This window comes from Aliarcobacter faecis (assembly GCF_013201705.1).
Taxonomy (GTDB): domain Bacteria; phylum Campylobacterota; class Campylobacteria; order Campylobacterales; family Arcobacteraceae; genus Aliarcobacter; species Aliarcobacter faecis.
On the sequence record NZ_CP053837.1, the window covers coordinates 1104528 to 1121516 of the forward strand.

The 16989-nt window shown below is 26.5% G+C and carries 19 protein-coding genes; 14 read left to right on the forward strand and 5 right to left on the reverse strand.

Translation table 11 applies throughout. From position 1 onward, the window contains the following. Positions 1–22 precede the first annotated feature (22 nt). The 6 genes from AFAEC_RS05645 to AFAEC_RS05665 all read left to right on the forward strand — a co-directional run bounded on the left by AFAEC_RS05645 (position 23) and on the right by AFAEC_RS05665 (position 4435). Entirely contained in the window at positions 23–400 is a 378-nt protein-coding gene (locus tag AFAEC_RS05645) for a hypothetical protein (protein ID WP_026806902.1), read from the forward strand. Positions 401–413: 13 nt separating this feature from the next. Beyond that, positions 414–788, forward strand: a complete 375-nt coding sequence (locus AFAEC_RS05650; RefSeq protein ID WP_026806901.1) for a hypothetical protein — start codon at positions 414–416, stop codon at positions 786–788. A gap of 266 nt (positions 789–1054) precedes the next feature. Beyond that, positions 1055–1453, forward strand: a complete 399-nt coding sequence (locus AFAEC_RS05655) for a hypothetical protein (RefSeq protein ID WP_026805592.1) — start codon at positions 1055–1057, stop codon at positions 1451–1453. Between the two features lie 94 nt (positions 1454–1547). Beyond that, entirely contained in the window at positions 1548–3053 is a 1506-nt protein-coding gene (locus AFAEC_RS12185) for a hypothetical protein (RefSeq protein WP_191996940.1), read from the forward strand. Continuing rightward, a complete protein-coding gene (locus AFAEC_RS12275; RefSeq protein ID WP_258237465.1) occupies positions 3054–3185 on the forward strand; it encodes a hypothetical protein in 132 nt (43 codons plus the stop codon). Positions 3186–3382: 197 nt separating this feature from the next. Continuing rightward, a complete protein-coding gene (locus tag AFAEC_RS05665) occupies positions 3383–4435 on the forward strand; it encodes a tyrosine-type recombinase/integrase (RefSeq protein WP_026805593.1) in 1053 nt (350 codons plus the stop codon). Positions 4436–4445: 10 nt separating this feature from the next. Here the strand turns inward: AFAEC_RS05665 and AFAEC_RS05670 are convergent, their stop codons facing one another. The 5 genes from AFAEC_RS05670 to hemW are packed head-to-tail and all read right to left on the reverse strand — an operon-like array spanning position 4446 to position 9178. Continuing rightward, complete coding sequence (locus AFAEC_RS05670; protein WP_026805594.1) at positions 4446–4724, reverse strand: hypothetical protein; 279 nt, start codon at positions 4722–4724, stop codon at positions 4446–4448. Between the two features lie 7 nt (positions 4725–4731). Beyond that, the gene (locus AFAEC_RS05675) at positions 4732–5214 is read right to left on the reverse strand and encodes a hypothetical protein (protein ID WP_026805595.1); all 483 of its coding nucleotides are present in this window, start codon (positions 5212–5214) and stop codon (positions 4732–4734) included. Between the two features lie 55 nt (positions 5215–5269). Then, positions 5270–7234, reverse strand: a complete 1965-nt coding sequence (locus AFAEC_RS05680) for a M3 family metallopeptidase (protein WP_026805596.1) — start codon at positions 7232–7234, stop codon at positions 5270–5272. Between the two features lie 15 nt (positions 7235–7249). Further along, positions 7250–8077 carry a peptide chain release factor N(5)-glutamine methyltransferase gene (prmC, locus tag AFAEC_RS05685; protein WP_026805597.1) on the reverse strand — a complete coding sequence of 276 codons (828 nt, stop codon included), beginning with the start codon at positions 8075–8077 and terminating at the stop codon, positions 7250–7252. 9 nt (positions 8078–8086) lie between these two features. Further along, positions 8087–9178 carry a radical SAM family heme chaperone HemW gene (gene hemW / locus AFAEC_RS05690; RefSeq protein ID WP_026805598.1) on the reverse strand — a complete coding sequence of 364 codons (1092 nt, stop codon included), beginning with the start codon at positions 9176–9178 and terminating at the stop codon, positions 8087–8089. Between the two features lie 55 nt (positions 9179–9233). On the opposite strand from hemW, the gene AFAEC_RS05695 reads away from it, so the two are divergent. The 8 genes from AFAEC_RS05695 (at position 9234) to AFAEC_RS05730 (ending at position 16829) form a co-directional block, all read left to right on the forward strand. Then, positions 9234–9728: an RNA pyrophosphohydrolase gene (locus AFAEC_RS05695; protein WP_034216344.1), complete on the forward strand. Its 495-nt coding sequence runs from the start codon at positions 9234–9236 to the stop codon at positions 9726–9728. Between the two features lie 19 nt (positions 9729–9747). Next, the gene (locus AFAEC_RS05700; protein WP_026805600.1) at positions 9748–10959 is read left to right on the forward strand and encodes an aspartate kinase; all 1212 of its coding nucleotides are present in this window, start codon (positions 9748–9750) and stop codon (positions 10957–10959) included. Position 10960: 1 nt separating this feature from the next. Continuing rightward, positions 10961–11512 carry a HobA family DNA replication regulator gene (locus tag AFAEC_RS05705; RefSeq protein WP_026805601.1) on the forward strand — a complete coding sequence of 184 codons (552 nt, stop codon included), beginning with the start codon at positions 10961–10963 and terminating at the stop codon, positions 11510–11512. Between the two features lie 2 nt (positions 11513–11514). Beyond that, positions 11515–12138 carry a DNA polymerase III subunit delta' gene (locus tag AFAEC_RS05710; protein ID WP_026805602.1) on the forward strand — a complete coding sequence of 208 codons (624 nt, stop codon included), beginning with the start codon at positions 11515–11517 and terminating at the stop codon, positions 12136–12138. 2 nt (positions 12139–12140) lie between these two features. Further along, positions 12141–13283 carry a dihydropteroate synthase gene (gene folP, locus AFAEC_RS05715; RefSeq protein ID WP_026805603.1) on the forward strand — a complete coding sequence of 381 codons (1143 nt, stop codon included), beginning with the start codon at positions 12141–12143 and terminating at the stop codon, positions 13281–13283. Positions 13284–13364: 81 nt separating this feature from the next. Next, positions 13365–14741 (forward strand): phosphomannomutase/phosphoglucomutase, encoded by a 1377-nt coding sequence (locus AFAEC_RS05720; protein WP_026805604.1) that lies wholly within the window; start codon positions 13365–13367, stop codon positions 14739–14741. Between the two features lies 1 nt (position 14742). After that, positions 14743–15600: a UTP--glucose-1-phosphate uridylyltransferase GalU gene (gene galU, locus AFAEC_RS05725; protein ID WP_026805605.1), complete on the forward strand. Its 858-nt coding sequence runs from the start codon at positions 14743–14745 to the stop codon at positions 15598–15600. Then, complete coding sequence (locus tag AFAEC_RS05730) at positions 15600–16829, forward strand: glucose-6-phosphate isomerase (protein WP_026805606.1); 1230 nt, start codon at positions 15600–15602, stop codon at positions 16827–16829. Before galU ends, AFAEC_RS05730 begins: the two co-directional genes overlap by 1 nt. Positions 16830–16989 lie beyond the last annotated feature (160 nt).

Consider the following 16989-nt stretch of genomic DNA (forward strand, 5'->3'; position numbering starts at 1 on the left):
ATAAATACACAAGGAAAATTAAATGAAAAAAATATTATTAATATTATTGTTTTTAAGCTCTTTGCTTTTTTCATCTGAAAATATTGTATATAATAAAGATTATATTCCAAGAAGCTATCCAAAAGGTTTAAATGATTTAGAAAGGTTTAAAACTAAATATTTTTTTGATGCAGTTAAATCGCTTGTTTATTATCATACTATGAATATTCAAAAAGAAAAAAGAATAGATTTGATAGTTAGTTTTAATGATGTCTATGATATAAAATTTATTTTAAAAAATAATCTTTCAAAGTTTGACGAAGATATTTTGATTAAAGTTTTAGAAGATTTAAAAAAAGATAAAAATATTGGAGATACTTTTTTTACTTATAAAGATTTGATTATGACAATTTTTATTTAATAAGGAAAATTAAATGAAAAAAATAATAATAGTTTTGATATTACTTTTAAATATATCTTTTGCTAAAGATGGATATTTTAGAATTAAAACAAAAGAAAATGAGAAAAATGGAATATATATATATGAACATTGTTCAAAAAGATTAAAAGAACATTTAGAAGTAGATTTTAATTTTGAAATAGGTTTTGATAATAAAAAATTATCTTATTATGATTTAAAAATAAATAAATCAAATGATTATTCAAATGAAGCAATAAAAAGTATAAATGATTTTTTGATTTGTTCTGTTGAATACTATTTGACAAATGAAGATTTTATTAAAAATATTTTAACTTCTCAAAAATCTTTTATAGGTTATGTAGTATCTATTAAAAAAAGTAGTGATTAAAAAAAATACTATAAACTACCCTACTTTTAACAACTTTTAAAACCCAAAAAAATTGCCTATTTCCGTTTTTCTCTTTAAAATGCCTATAAAATCGAACTTCATAAGAAAAAAACGGAACTATTGACAACCTTTTTAAAAAACTCTTTAATTTCATCAATCAATAGCTTTTAAGTCTTGCAAAACCTCAAAAAAATAAAAAAGAAGATTTTTAAAAGAACTAGGATTATAAAAAAAACAAAATTAAAATTAAAAGGAAAAAAAATAAAATGGCTCAAAAAAAATTTATAATTAAACAAAAAACAAACTGGGGTGGAAGAGGAGAAAAATCAGGAACATCAACAATACAACTTGATGAGTCTGAGATTGCTGGATATATCGCTCTTTTAGAAGGCGAGGTTGAAGTATATGAGCAAAATTTAACTTTATCTGTTACAGGTGTTTCAACTGCTACAAGTTCAGTAAATGCTAGTGATAGAGTACTTATTAAGCACGGTGTACACGTTCCTATTTATGTAGCAAATAGTAGTAGAAGACCTATAGTGTTTAAAACTCCAATATCAAATGTTTATGCTTATTTAATGTCTTGCAAACCATTCCCTGCTCCATATAGTGCAGATACACCAAAAGATGTTTCATTAGATACTGCAAACTTTGGTTTACTTTAATATCTATTTATAGATAACAAAAAAATACAAAGGTTAGATATTGATTTATCTAGCCTTTTTTAATTTACATAAAAAATAAAAAAAAGGATAAAGTATGGATAATACAGAATTACAACAATCAATCTTACAAAATTTGCTTTTAGGTTTACAAAAACAAAGCAAGTACTTTTTGGATAGATTAGAGTCATCAGATTTGACACCAAGTGAAGCAAAAGATATAGATAAAGAGATATCTGATATCAATAATGTTTTAAATCAGTTATCAAATAAAACTATAAATTACACAGTTGCAGAACTTGAAGCCTTGAAAGTTACTTTTAATCAAAAATTAGAGCAATTAAATTCAGTTTTAACAAATTTAGAGATAAATACTTTAAAAATAGAATTTGATACTTTAACACCTGAACAAAAAGAGTTTTTAAAAGTTAAAGGAGATAAGGGAGATAAAGGAGATGGTGCTTATGAATTAGCTAAAAGATATGGGTTTGAGGGTAATGAAATAGATTTTTTAAATTCTTTAAAAGGAAAAGATGGAAATTTTGAAGATTTAACACAATCTAAAAAAGATAGTTTAAAAGGTAAAGATGGATTATCAGCTTATGAACTTGCACTAAAAAATGGTTTTTCAGGAACAGAGCAGCAATATTTAGACTCTTTAAAAGGAGAAAATGGGAATTTTGAAGATTTAACACAATCTCAAAAAGATAGCTTAAAAGGTCAAGATGGATTATCAGCTTATGAATTAGCTTTAAAAAATGGTTTTTCAGGAACAGAGCAGGAATATTTAGACTCTTTAAAAGGACAAAATGGGAATTTTGAAGATTTAACACAATCTCAAAAAGATAGTTTAAAAGGTCAAAATGGATTATCAGCTTATGAATTAGCTTTAAAAAATGGTTTTTCAGGAACGGAACATGAGTATCTTGCTTCATTAATAGGTAAAAATGGGAATGATTTAGATTTTCTGGGATATTTAGTAAACAATGGTATTTATACTGGGTTTGATGGTTTTGTTGAACTTATACAAAATAATATAAAAAACAGTGGTGTATTTGTTCTTGCTTCTTCTCAAGGTGGTGAAGATAATGGCGAAAACAATAATGGAGAAAACAATCAAGGCGGTGAAGATAATAGTGGAGAAAATACAAATATAGAGTACAAATTTGAATATTTAAAAAATAAGAATTTGTTGTATCAAGATGGAGCTTTGTTAAAGAATAGATTTTATTTTGTTTTTGGTCTTTCTGTTAATATTGGAGATGTAATATCAATTCTATATTATAATGCACAAGGCTTAAAGGGGTCATTAGTTCTTACTGTTGCTTCTGATTACTATAATGGTTTAGTTTTTAAATATGATAATGGTACTCCGCCTGAGAATATTGAAGTTGAATATGCAACCGTTATTAAAAATGATGATTTAGTTGTGGCTTTCTATCTTGATTTTAAAGATAAAACAACTCAAAACAGGGTTTACCCATTTGAAACTTTTCAAGTTTCAATCATGAAAGACAATAAGTATATTACTGTGCCAAATACTGTTGTTTCAAAAGACGAAACTCATTTAAATCTTTTTAAAAAAGATATAGTGGTTAATTAAATGAATTTAGAAATAATAAATAATATATCTCAATTTTTGATATTGTTAAATACTTTGGTTTTGTACCCTGTTTTTAAATTTGCCTTTGCAATAGAAAAAAGATTAACAATTTTAGAAACTAAACAAAAATAGTAAGAGTTAATCTTATTGTTTTATTTAAGCTTCTATTAAGTTTTTTTATTGTTTAATTTCGGCTAACTTTTAAATAAGTTAGACTTATAACAAAATGCTTACAAAGCCCTATTTTATGGTGCTGACAACTATAATTTTCAAACTATTATTAATATCTCTTCTGATATAATCCATATATACTTTTTTTAGGAATTTTTATGAGATACAATTTAGATTTTAAAAATAGTTTTGATACTACTATGCTTTTTTGGATAGAGAGATTTGTAAGAAATAAATTAACAAGTTTATCAAATAGACAAGTATCAGATAAAAACAAACTAGCTTTTATAATTCAACAATTAGTAAAAGGTACAAAATCTATTGAAGAGTTAGAAGTTTTTGTAAAAGAAGCAAGAAATATTGGTTTGAACGGAATAAATACATATTTTAATCCTCTTTTAAAGCTATACAATTATACTTCAAACTTAGGATTAGCATCAATGAAAGAGATAGATGAAGAGCTTTTAAGTGATTTCTTAGCTAGTGAAACTAGCTCTTTATCTGATGCAAGTAAAAAGAACCATCGTATTGCCCTACTATCTTTATTCTCATATATAGATAAGCAAAATGAAAATGAAGATGGAAGTTCATATTTGTTTAAAATAGAGTTAAAAAATTGGGGTGGATTAAGTGGGAAAAGTGGTACTAAACTCCCCTCTTTTATGAATCAAGATGAAGTTAATAGATTTTTAGAAGCTATTGACAAATATGAGTTTACAGATAATATAGCATATAGAAATAGGCTTATTATAAAAATCATTCTTTATACTGGTATTAGAGTTAGTGAAATGTTGAATTTAAAACTAAAAGATATTTTCAATGAAAAAGATGTTTATATGTTACAAATTCGAGGTAAAGGAAATAAACCAAGAGTTGTAATGATAAAAAAATCTATTATAGAAAATGATTTACAAAATTGGCTAAATATCAGAGTTTGTAATAGTGATATTTTAGTTTGTAATCAAAAAGGTGATAGATTAACTCAAGCTTATGTTAGCCGAATTGTTGAAAATATTTTAATAAGTGCAGGCATAAGAAAAGAGAAAAACGGTGCTCATATGCTAAGACACTCTTTTGCAACTTTACTTTATTCAAAACACCATGATTTGATACTTGTTCAAGAGGCACTAGGTCATGCAGATATAAATACAAGTCGTATTTATACTCATTTTGATAAAGATAGACTTAGAAAAACAACAGAAATTTTTTAATTAACTCTATTTACCAAAAAGATGATGTAGAATCATCTTCTTTTACATCATCTACTTCTAAAAAAAGATTTTGATTATAGTCTAAAAAAAGGCTATATATCCCTGAATAAAAGCTATTTTCTACCTCTCTTTTATTAAAAAACTCCACTTCTTGAGCATTGTTACAAAAATTGCTAAAATGGTAATCAAGTAACGATGGAGCAATATTATCTATAATAGATTCTAGTGAAAAAAAATCATCTGCACCAAAAAGATTATAGATAGACTCTTTATCTAAAGAGAAAACCATTTTATTTTTAATTAAAGCCGTTTAATAAAGAAGACATTCTTGAAAGATCAAGTTTATTATCCTCTTTTTGCTCTTTTTCTTCTTCTTTTTTATTTAAAACATTTTCAAAAGAGCTAAGAAGATTTTCGCTTTCATTAATAGCGTTATCTTCTTCTAATTCTTGCTTTATCTCTTCTTTAACTACTTTGTCTATTTTTTCAACTTTTGGTACAGGTGAAACAAAATCTAAGCTAGCATCTTTTTTATTTAAAATATCTTCAATTTTTCCAAGCATTGAGTAAATATTTGTTTTATCTTGTTCAGTATTTGATTTGAAGCTATCTACCTCTTTTTCTAAGCCTTCTTTTGCCAATTCAAGGTTTAAAACTTCATCTTCTAGTTCAGCAACTCTCTCTTTTAAATTATTATTTTTTTCTTGTAACTCTTCGTATGCTTTAATTAGCGTTTGTAAAGCATTATTTAATTTTGTAATTGTTTCTGCATTTGTCATAGTTATTAAATCCTTAAATATTATATAATTGATATAGTATTATTACAAATTTTTGCTAAATTATTCCATCAATTTTTAATAATGAATCAATTTTTGGTTCTCTTTGTGCAAAATCGTAGAAAAGCTTATCCATATTGTATGAACCACCTTTACTTAAAACACACTCTTTATATTTTAATCCTAGTTCATGATTAAAAATATTTCCACTCTCAATAAACATATAAAAGGCGTCTGCACTTAAAACTTCTGCCCATTTGTAAGAGTAATACCCTGCACTATAACCACCAGCAAAGATATGAGAGAATCCATTTTGAAACTTGTTATATGAAGGTGGAATTATTACCGCAAACTCTTTTCTAATACTATCTAGTAAATTTTGAATATCTTCTTCTTTTTTGTATAGCTCTTGATATAGTTTAAAGTCAAACAATGCAAATTCAATTTGTCTTACAGTTGCCATAGAAGATTGAAAATTTTTAGCTTTAATAAGTCTATTTATAGCCTCATCATCAAGAACTTCACCTGTTTGATAATGTTTTGCAAATAATTTTAAAACATCTTTATCATAAGAAAAATACTCTAAAAATTGTGATGGAAACTCAACAACATCCCAAGCAACTCCAGCTATCCCACTTACATTTGGTTCATCAACTTTACTTAAAAGATGGTGTAAAGCATGTCCCATTTCATGGAAAAGTGTTACAACATCACTATGTCTTAAAAGTGATGGAATATCTTTTGTAGATTGAGGGAAGTTTCCAACTATATAAGCTGTTGGAAGTTTTATCTCATCATTTGAAGTTTTATAATATGAGTGCCAGTTATTCATCCAAGCCCCACCTCTTTTATCAGCTCTTGCTTCTAAATCTATATAAATTCTAGCAATAATTTTTTCATTTTCACTCAAATTATAAACTTGAACTTTGTCATCCCAAGCTTTAGCTTCAGTTTTTACAAACTTAATATTAAACATTTTATATAAGAAATCAAAAAAACCTTCAAGAACAGAGTTTTGTTCAAAATAAGGTCTATAATACTCTTCATCTAAATCATATTGAGCTTTTTTAAGCTTTTCACTATAAAAACTTGTATCACTTGCCCTAAAATCTCTAATTCCATCTTCTAAAGCCATCTGTTTTAACTCTTCAAACTCTTTTATAGCTTTTGGTTTAGCTTTATATCCAAGCTCTTTTAGAAAATTAATAACTTCATCTTCACTTTTTGCCATTTTTGTTGCAAGTGAGTATTGTGCAAAGTTTTCAAATCCCAATATTTTTACCTTTTCCTCTTTTAAAGTTAAAATCTCTTCAATGATTTTTCCATTCTCACTAGCTCTTGTTGTATAAGCTTTATATAGTTCTTCTCTTAACTCTCTATTTTTACAATATGTCATAAAAGCTATATAAGAAGGCATTTGAAGAGTGAATTTATATTTAGTTTTTCCATCTTCTTCAAACTTTGCAAGTTCTAAATCTGATTGAGGAATATCTTTTACATCTTCAAAATTTTCAACTATTAAAGAGTAAGAGTTTGTAGCTTTTAATAAATTTTGTGAAAATTTGTGTGATAACTCACTCAAAAGTAGATCTAACTCTTCAAGTCTTTGTTTTTTATCTTTTTCTAAATTACAACCAGATAATTCAAAATCTCTTATCTCATTTTCTAATACTTTTTTTTGTATATCATTTAAAGTACTATTTTCATTAGACTGTATATATTTTAAAGCATTATATATATTTTCATTCTGACTTACTTCACTCTCATATTTTGAGATTATAGGAAGACAATCTTCATAAACTTTTGAAGTGATTTCTGAATTTTTAACTGAGTCAATATGAAAAATTGGAGTTATAAATTCATTTATACTCTCCCCTATTTCTTGAAATGGCAACACAAAATTTTTATAAGTTTTATTTTCAATAGTTAAAAGTTCTTCTATTTTTTTTCTACTATCATTTAAAATTTTTTCTAATTCAATACTTGAATTTTCTAAATTTTCTAAATTAAATTCACAAAACATATTTTTAATCCTTTATTATTTTTTAAATTTTAGAGTAAATCCTCTATCAAAATTTTCATAATCTTTATAAAAAGAGTGAAATTCTACATTAAACTCTTTAAAATACTCTTCTAGTGATTTTTTTTGATCAAATCCTATTTCACATAATAAATATTGAATTTTCTTATCATTTGTTTCTTTAATGATATTTTTTAATAACTCATCTCCAAGAACTCCTCCAAAAAGTGCGTTTGATGGTTCAAACTTTACATTTTTAGGTAATTTATAATCATTTGCAATATATGGTGGATTTGAAACTACCATAAAAATATTCTCTTCAAAAATATTTTCAAATAAATTACTAAGTCTAAAATCAATTTTTTCTAAAACTCCAAATTTTTTGGCATTTTGTTTTGCTAACTCTAAAGCTTTAGGATTTATATCAACGGCTATTATTTTAATATTTTCTATTAAAAGTGCTAGCATAACAGAAATTATTCCACTTCCAGTTCCAATTTCAACTACAGTTTTAGACTCTTTTTGCTCTTTTAAAATATTAAAAGCATTTTCTACTAAAAATTCAGTCTCTGGTCGTGGAATCAAAACTCCTTCATTTACAATAAATTGTTCACCATAAAATGAGGCTTTTTTAGTAATATATTCAAGTGGATAGTTTGTAGCTCTCTTTTTTACCAATGTTTGTAGCTCATTTTCTTTCTCAAACTCATTATTGTAGTTTAAGTGAAGCCAAATTGGATTTTTATCAAGTAAAAACATTATTAAAATTTCAATCTCTTTTGCAGGAATATGAGTTACAAGTTTTAAATCATTACTATATTTTTTTACACAATCTTTTATTGTCAAATTTTTTCCTTAATCTAGTATATATAAAGCTAATTCATCAGCAAGTAAATAGTTAATATTAATAAGTCTATCTTCTTTTAATTCTAGCTTTTTTTCAAAGAGTAAATCATCTGCCTTTTTTAGTTCATTTTCATTTAAAAGCTTTAAATCCACACCAAACTTACATCGAAATCCTAGAAGAACTTTTTCAGCTTTTATATCTTCGCTACTCAGCTCTTCTTTTTCGACAAGTAGAGGATTTTCTATATATTTCTCTATATTTTTCTGACTATATTCTCTAACATTTTTTATACAAGCAACTGCACCAGAACCTATCCCCATATATTCATTATATTCCCAATATCCATAGTTATGTTTTGATTCAAACTCTTCATTAGTAGCAAAATTTGCTATTTCATATTGCTTAAATCCTAACTTATTTAAATAATCAAAAATTTCATAACTTAAGTCTTCATCATCTATTTTTAAACTTTTTTTACTTTTTTGAAGAGATTTTTCATCTAAATAAAACTTTGTATTCTCTTCAATTATAAGTGAATAGGCACTAATATGGTTAATTTCTAAATTTTTTACAATATCAAAATCTTTTTTTAAACTCTCAAAACTATCATTTATAGTACCATAAATAATATCACAACTTATTTTTTTGAATCCTACTTTTTTTGCACTATTTATAGCTTCGATTGCACTTTGGCTACTGTGAGCTCGACCTAAAAATTTTAATTTTTGTTCATCAAAACTTTGAACTCCAAAACTAATACGATTTACACCAAGATTAAACATCTCCTCTTGCCAAGAAAAAGTAGCTGAATTTGGGTTTGCTTCTGTTGTAATTTCAGCATTCTCTTCTAAATATGGTCTTATTAAGGTAAAAATATCTTTATAACTTGAAGCTTTTATGGTTGATGGAGTTCCACCACCAATAAAAACAGTTTTTATCTTTCTATTTTTATTAATAATATGTTTTTTTAAATTTTCTTCTAATTGCTTTTTTAAAGCTTCCATATAGTCATCTTTTAACTTAAATTTTGTTGTATATGAGTTAAAAGCACAATAGAAGCATTTACTATCACAAAAAGGTATATGTATGTATAAAAGCAATTTTTAATCCTATATTTATTAAAATATCCACCTAATTATAAGGAAAAGTATATTTATGACTGATAAAGAAGAGATTATTAAAAAAGAGAAAAAGAATTTTAGACCAAATGTTGCAGCTATTATATTATCATCTAAATATCCAGCTAAGTGTGAGATTTTCATAGCTTCAAGAACAGATATAACAAATGCTTGGCAATTCCCACAAGGTGGAATTGATAAGGGCGAAAGTACTAAAGAGGCTTTGTTTAGAGAACTTGAAGAGGAGATTGGAACAAGAGATGTTGAGATAATTGCAGAGTATCCAACTTGGGTCTCTTATGAATTCCCTCCAGTAATTGCTCAAAAAATGTACCCTTATGATGGGCAAAAACAAAAATACTATTTAGTAAAACTAAAACAAGGTGCAAAAATCAATATAAACACAGAAATTCCAGAGTTTAGTGAGTATAAATTTGTACCAACAAAAGAGATTTATGAATATATAACTTTTTTTAAAAGAACTGTTTATAAACAAGTTTTAAAGTATTTTAAAGATGAGGGATATATTTAAGAAAAGGAAAGAAAATTAGATGTTAAAAGTACTTAAATTTGGTGGAACAAGTGTTGGAGCATTGGATAGAATTGCTAATGTTGCAAATATCATCAAAAAAATGAAAGATGAAGGACATGATGTAATTGCTATTGTTTCAGCAATGAGTGGTGAAACAAATAAGTTGATAGAGTATGCTGAATATTATACAAAAACTCCTGAACCCAAAGAGATGGATATGCTTTTAAGTGCTGGGGAAAGAGTAACTTCTGCACTTTTATCAATTGCATTAAATAGTATGGGGTATAAAACTATCTCTATGAGTGGAAGAGAAGCTGGAATTTTAACAGATAACTCTCACACAAAAGCAAGAATAGAAAAAATTGATACTTCAAATATGCAAAAAGCTTTAAAAGAGGGAAATACTATTATAGTTGCAGGATTTCAAGGAGTAACTCTTGATGGTTCAAGAATTACAACTTTGGGTCGAGGTGGAAGTGATTTATCTGCTGTTGCTATTGCAGGAGCTATAAAAGCTGATGTTTGTGAGATTTATACAGATGTTGATGGTATTTATACAACAGATCCACGAATTGAGCCAAAAGCAAAAAAACTAGAAAAAATCTCTTATGATGAGATGCTAGAACTTGCAAGTTTAGGAGCAAAAGTTTTACAAAATAGATCTGTTGAAATGGCAAAAAAATTGAATGTAAATTTAGTATCAAGAAGTAGCTTTACACCTGATGTAGAGGGAACATTAATCACAAATGAAGAGGAAATTATGGAAAAACCAATAGTAAGTGGAATAGCTTTAGATAAAAATCAAGTTAGAGTTGGAATGTATGGAGTTATAGATAAACCAGGTGTTGCTAGTGCAATATTTACAGCACTTGCTGATGCAAATATAAATGTAGATATGATAGTTCAAACAAGAGGACTTGATGGAACAACTGATTTAGATTTTACAGTTCCAACAACTGATTTAGAAATTTGTAAAAAAGTTATGGAACAGTTTAGCCTACAAGCAAAAAATATTGACTATAATGAAGCAATTTGTAAAGTTTCAATAGTTGGTGTTGGTATGAAATCTCATACAGGAGTCGCTTCAAAAGCATTTACTGCTTTAGCAAATGAAAATATAAATATAAGAATTATCTCTACAAGTGAGATTAAAATATCTATGATTATTGAAGAAAAATATGCTGAATTAGCTGTACGAGCTTTACACGACGCATACGAACTGGATAAATAATTTGCAAGAATTTTTAAATTGGACAGTTGATACAATCAGGGAAGATAGACTTATATCTCCTTGGTTGGAAGAGAAAAAATTTGAGTGGACTCCAATAGTTGCTAGAAATATAACAAATATTTTGGATAAAAACTTCTCTATTATTGTAATAACTGATAAAGAGAGAGAGTGGTTTTTAAGTTATATTTTGTCAAATATAAACTCTTCAAAACTAAATAGACCTTTTTTACCATTTTATGATTTTAGATCTTTTTATAGATATATTGATGGTGTAAAATCTGATGATGATATCTCAAATATAAGAGATATGTTAAATATCTCTTTTCCAAATGGATATAGTTTTTGGTATATAGGTAAAAGCCAAGATAATAGAGCAAATATTGCTAAAATGTCAAAAAATTCATTTCTTTGGCTTTTTGATGAAGAGAAACAAGATGCTTTTAATCTAAAATCAAATGATGAAGCTTTAGATATGAAGCTTTTACAAATGTTTAGATTATATAATAAAACTTTAAGTGCTGCACTTTTTGCACAAATAAATGTGGAAAATTAATCTTGCAAGAGTTCTTTTTTAAATCTCATATTTTACTTGTAGATGATATAGAGGAGAGTTTAAATAAACAAATAACTCTTTATCCAAAACACTCAATAAGAGTTATTAAAAATGAGGAAAAAGATGAGTTTCAAATAGCCCAAGCTCAAATGGCTATAAAAGAGGCTTATATTGCAACAAGTGAAATAAAATATCTTTTTTTGTGTGGAGCAACTTTTAGAGTTGAAGCACAAAATGCTTTACTTAAAATTTTAGAAGAGCCACCATTAAATATTGTTTTTATTATATTAACAAACTTAAAAAACACCCTGCTTCCAACAATTTATTCAAGATTACCATATAAAAATCTAAGAAGTTTTGAATTAAAGAATGAATCATCTTTAGATATTAAAAGATTGGATTTAAAAGATATTTATAATTTTTTAAAAGATAATCAAAAAATTTCAAAAGATGAAACAAAAATAGTTCTTGAAGAGATTTTAATAAAAGTAAAGAATGAAAAAATTGAGTTAAAAGAGAAAGAACTTGAAGTTTTCTCAAAATCTGTAAAACTTCTTGATTTAAATTCAAAACCTATAAATATTTTAACCCTTCTTCTTTTAACTTTATTTAATAAAAAGATTTAATTATGCAAATTTATAAAATTTCATTAAATGATGCTAATAATTTTTTAACAAAACTAAATTGTGATAAAAGTGGAGTTAAAATAATGTCTAAAAAGACAAAAATTCATACTCTATTTATAAAAAATCTTCATGTTGGAGCTGCAAATATTCTAAAACAAGATGCTCTTTCTATTGGTGCTGATTTAGCTGTTCCTGAAGGTGTTGTAGTTGCAAGAGATAAATATGTAGATGTATTACTAATAGGAACAACAAAACATATTGAGATTCTAAGTAAAAAAGAGTTAGCCCAACCTTTTGGACTAAAAGAGTTAGCAAAAAATTTAAAAGATTTTATAAAAGAGCAAAACTATCCTACAAAAATAATGGGTGTTCTAAATGCAAATGAAGACTCTTTTTTCAAAAATAGTAGATTTGATAACTCTAGTGCTCTAATTAGAATTGAAAAGATGATAGAAGATGGGGCTAATATTATAGATATTGGTGGTGTTTCAAGTCGCCCTGGAAGTATTTATGTAGGAGAAGATGAAGAGTTAAAAAGAGTTAAAGATATTATTGATTTAATTTATAAGGGAAAATATTTTGAGAAAGTAGAATTTTCTATTGATTCATATTCACCAAAAACTATTGAGTATGCTTTAAATAGCGGATTTAAAATAGTAAATGATATTACAGGTTTAGAAAATGATGAAGTTTGTAAACTTGCTAAAAAATATAGTGCAAAAGCTATAATTATGCATATGCAGAATGATCCACAAACTATGCAAAATGAGCCAAAATATGAAAATATTATGCTCGAAATTGATACTTTTTTTAATAAAAGAGTTGAAAAAGCTAAAAGTTTTGGAATAGAAGATCTAATTTTAGATGTTGGAATTGGTTTTGGAAAAAATTTAGAGCATAATTTAACACTTATAAAAAATCTTGAACATTTTAAACACTTTGGATATGAACTTTTAATAGGTGCTAGTAGAAAATCTATGATAAATATGATAACTCCAACTGCTATTGAAGATAGACTTAGTGGAACTTTGGCTATTCATTTAGAGTCTTTAAGAAATGGTGCAAGTATTATTAGATGTCATGATGTAAAAGAACACTTTCAAGCTATTAAAGTTTTTGAAGCTATAAATCAAGATTATAAATAAAATCCCCATTATTACAATTATTCAACAATTTTTAGATAAAATTTCACAATTTTTTAATTATACAGTAGGAGATATATGTAAATGAGTGCATCTATATTCAGAGAGTACGATATTAGAGGAATTTTTCAAAAAGAGTTAAATGAAAATATTGTAAAAAAAATTGGTTTTTATTTGGCAAAAGCTTTATTAAAAAGAGTTCCAAATGCTATTTATATGGCAGTTGGTTATGATGCAAGACTTCATTCCCCTACTTTAAAGAACTGGTTAAGTTCAGGAATAAATAAAGCTGGATTAAAAGTTCTTGATATGGGACTTGTTCCAACACCAGCGAATTATTTTGCAAACTTTACAGAGTTTGATGGTTTAAAATGTGATGGTTCAGTAATGATTACAGGTTCACACAATCCACCAGAATATAATGGATTTAAAATTACTTTAAATAAATACCCTTTTTTTGGTGAAGATATTTATGCTTTAGGAAGAGAAATTTTAGCTGATAATTCAACTATAGTAGATAATGAAACAACTATTAAGATAGATTGTAAAAATAGATATATAGATTATATTGTAAACCATTTTTCACACTTAAAATTAACAAATAAAAAGTTTGTTTTTGATTGTGGAAATGGTGTAGCTGGAGTTGTTTTAAGTGAAATTTTAACAAAATTAAACATTCAACATAAAATTTTATTTGAACAACCAGATGGAAATTTCCCAAATCACCATCCAGATCCAAGTGATGAACACACTTTAGAAGATATTAAAAAAGAGTTAGCAACTAAAGAGTTTGATTTTGGGTTTGCTTATGATGGAGATGCAGACAGAATTGCTTTACTTTCTCAAAAGTATAACTTTAAAGGTGATATTTTAGCAATATTTTTCTCTAAGCATATAAAAAATCCAACAGTTATTGGTGAAGTTAAATGTTCACAAGTTATGTATGATACTATAAACTCTTATGGTAAAGCTATTATGTATAAAACTGGTCATTCTAATCTAAAAGTAAAAATAAAAGAGACAAATGCATCTTTTGCTGCTGAAGTTTCTGGACATCTGTTCTTTAATGATAGATATTTTGGTTATGATGATGCTATTTATGCGACATTTAGAGCATTAGAGTTAATTGATCAAGGTTTTGATTTTGATAAAGAGTATGAAGCTTTACCAGAAGTTTATTCGACTCCTGAGATAAATATAACTGTAACTGAAGAGACAAAGTTTAAAATTATTGAAGATTTAAAAGGGGCTTTACAAAATCCTCCTTCAGATTTTCCAAAAATAAAAGATATTATCACTGTTGATGGTGTAAGAGTTATTTTTGAAAAAGGTTGGGGATTAGTTCGAGCTAGTAATACGACTCCAAAATTAGTAACAAGATTTGAAGCTAATACAAAAGATAATGCAAAAATCTATGAAGATGCACTAATAAATTTATTTAATACTTTAAAAGGAAAATAATATGAATAATCCAATAAAAAAATGTTTATTCCCAGCAGCTGGATATGGTACAAGATTCTTACCTGCAACAAAAGCAACACCAAAAGAGATGTTACCAGTGCTTACAAAACCACTAATTCAATATGGAGTTGAAGAGGCATTAGCTGCTGGTATTGAAAATATGGCTATTGTAACTGGGCGTGGAAAAAGAGCAATTGAAGATCATTTTGATATATCTTATGAACTTGAACACCAAATAAAAGGTACAAGTAAAGAACACTATTTAACTGAGATTAGAAGTGTTATTACAAAATGTACTTTCTCTTACACTAGACAAATTGAAATGAAAGGTTTAGGTCATGCTATTTTATGTGGTGAAAATTTAATTGGTGATCAACCTTTTGCTGTACTTTTAGCAGATGATTTATGTGATTCAAACTCAAAAGGTGTTTTATCTCAAATGGTTGATTTATATAAAAAATATCACTGTTCAATAGTTGCTATTGAAGAGATTCCTAAAGAGGATACAAATAAATATGGAGTTATTGCTGGAAATGAGATAGAACCAGGAATTTTTATGGTAAAAGATATGGTTGAAAAACCAGAACCAGAAGTTGCTCCTTCAAACTTAGCAATTATAGGAAGATATATTTTAACTCCAGATATTTTTAATATTATTAGAGATACAAAACCAGGAAAAGGTGGAGAAATTCAAATTACAGATGCACTTTTAACTCAAGCAAAAAAAGGTATGGTTTTAGCATATAAATTTGAAGGGCAAAGATTTGATTGTGGAAGTATTGATGGATTTGTAAAAGCTACGAACTACTTTTATGATAAATCAATAAAAGAAGAAAAAAAAGCTAGTGGGAAAAAATAGTGAAAAATAACCTTTATTACCCTTTTGTATCTTTAAGTGATGAAGATATTTTTAGTGAAATAAAAAAAGAAAGAGAAGATATCGGATATTACTCTTTGCCGTATGCTGATACTTCAAATATGAAAGCAAGACTTGATAATCTTGATTTTAAACAAAAACAAATAGCAATTATTGGAATTGGTGGAAGTACTTTGGGTACTTTTGCAATTTATAATTTTCTAAAATATAATAAACAAAGAAATAAAACTCTAAAAAAAGAGCTTTTTTTCTTTGAAAGTACAGACCCAATAAATTTAAATGGAACAATAAGTCAGTTAAATCTTGAAGATACTTTATTTATAGTTATCTCTAAATCAGGAACTACTATTGAAACAGTATCAATTTTTAAATATTTAAGTTCTCTAGTAAAGATGAATAGCCAAAATCTTTTAGTAATCACAGAAGATGATAGTAAATTAAACTCTTTTGCTTATACAAATGGAATTTCTACTTTTGAGATACCTAAAAATGTTGGTGGAAGATTTTCTGTTTTATCAAATGTAGGTTTAGTTCCACTATATTTAGCAGGTTTTGATATTGATGAACTTTTAAAAGGAGCTAGAAAGATATCAACTTCGTTTTTTGAACAAAATGAGTTATATAATCAACTTCTAAAAAAAGCAAGAACATATTATGAGTATAAAGATGTTTATAATATAAATGCTATTTTTTCATATTCTCAACTACTTGAAGGTTTCAATAAATGGTATATCCAACTTTGGGGAGAGAGTCTTGGAAAAATTGATGCAAACCATACAAATCAGGGTTTAACTCCAATTGGGCTTTTAGGACCAGTTGATCAGCACTCTTTTTTACAACTAATCGTTGAAGGTAAAAGAGATAAAACTGTAACATTTATAAAAATAAAAGATTTTAAAGATGATACAAAAATAGCTCCTATCTCTTTACAAGGATTAGAAGAATTAGATTATATAAATGGTCTTAATTTTAAAGAGCTAATAAATCTTCAAGCAGATGCAACAATTGCTTCAGTTAAAGAGTATAAAAAAGATATTCCAATAGATTTAATAGAAATTGAAGAGATAAGTGAGTTTGAAATAGGAAAATTACTATTTTATTATGAATTATTAACTTCAATAGTTGGAAAGTTTTTAAGAATAAATACTTATGATCAACCAGGTGTTGAAGGTGGTAAAATAATTCTTAAAAAAATGCTTCAAGAAAAATAATAGAGTAATGGAACTACTAAATTCTAGTATTATTCCTATCTTTTTTTTAATCTTATTAGGATATTTTTTCAAAAGAATATCCTTCCCTTCGAATAATTTTTGGCCTTTTGCTGATAAACTAACTTATTTTATACTAATGCCTTCTCTTTTAGTACTTTCA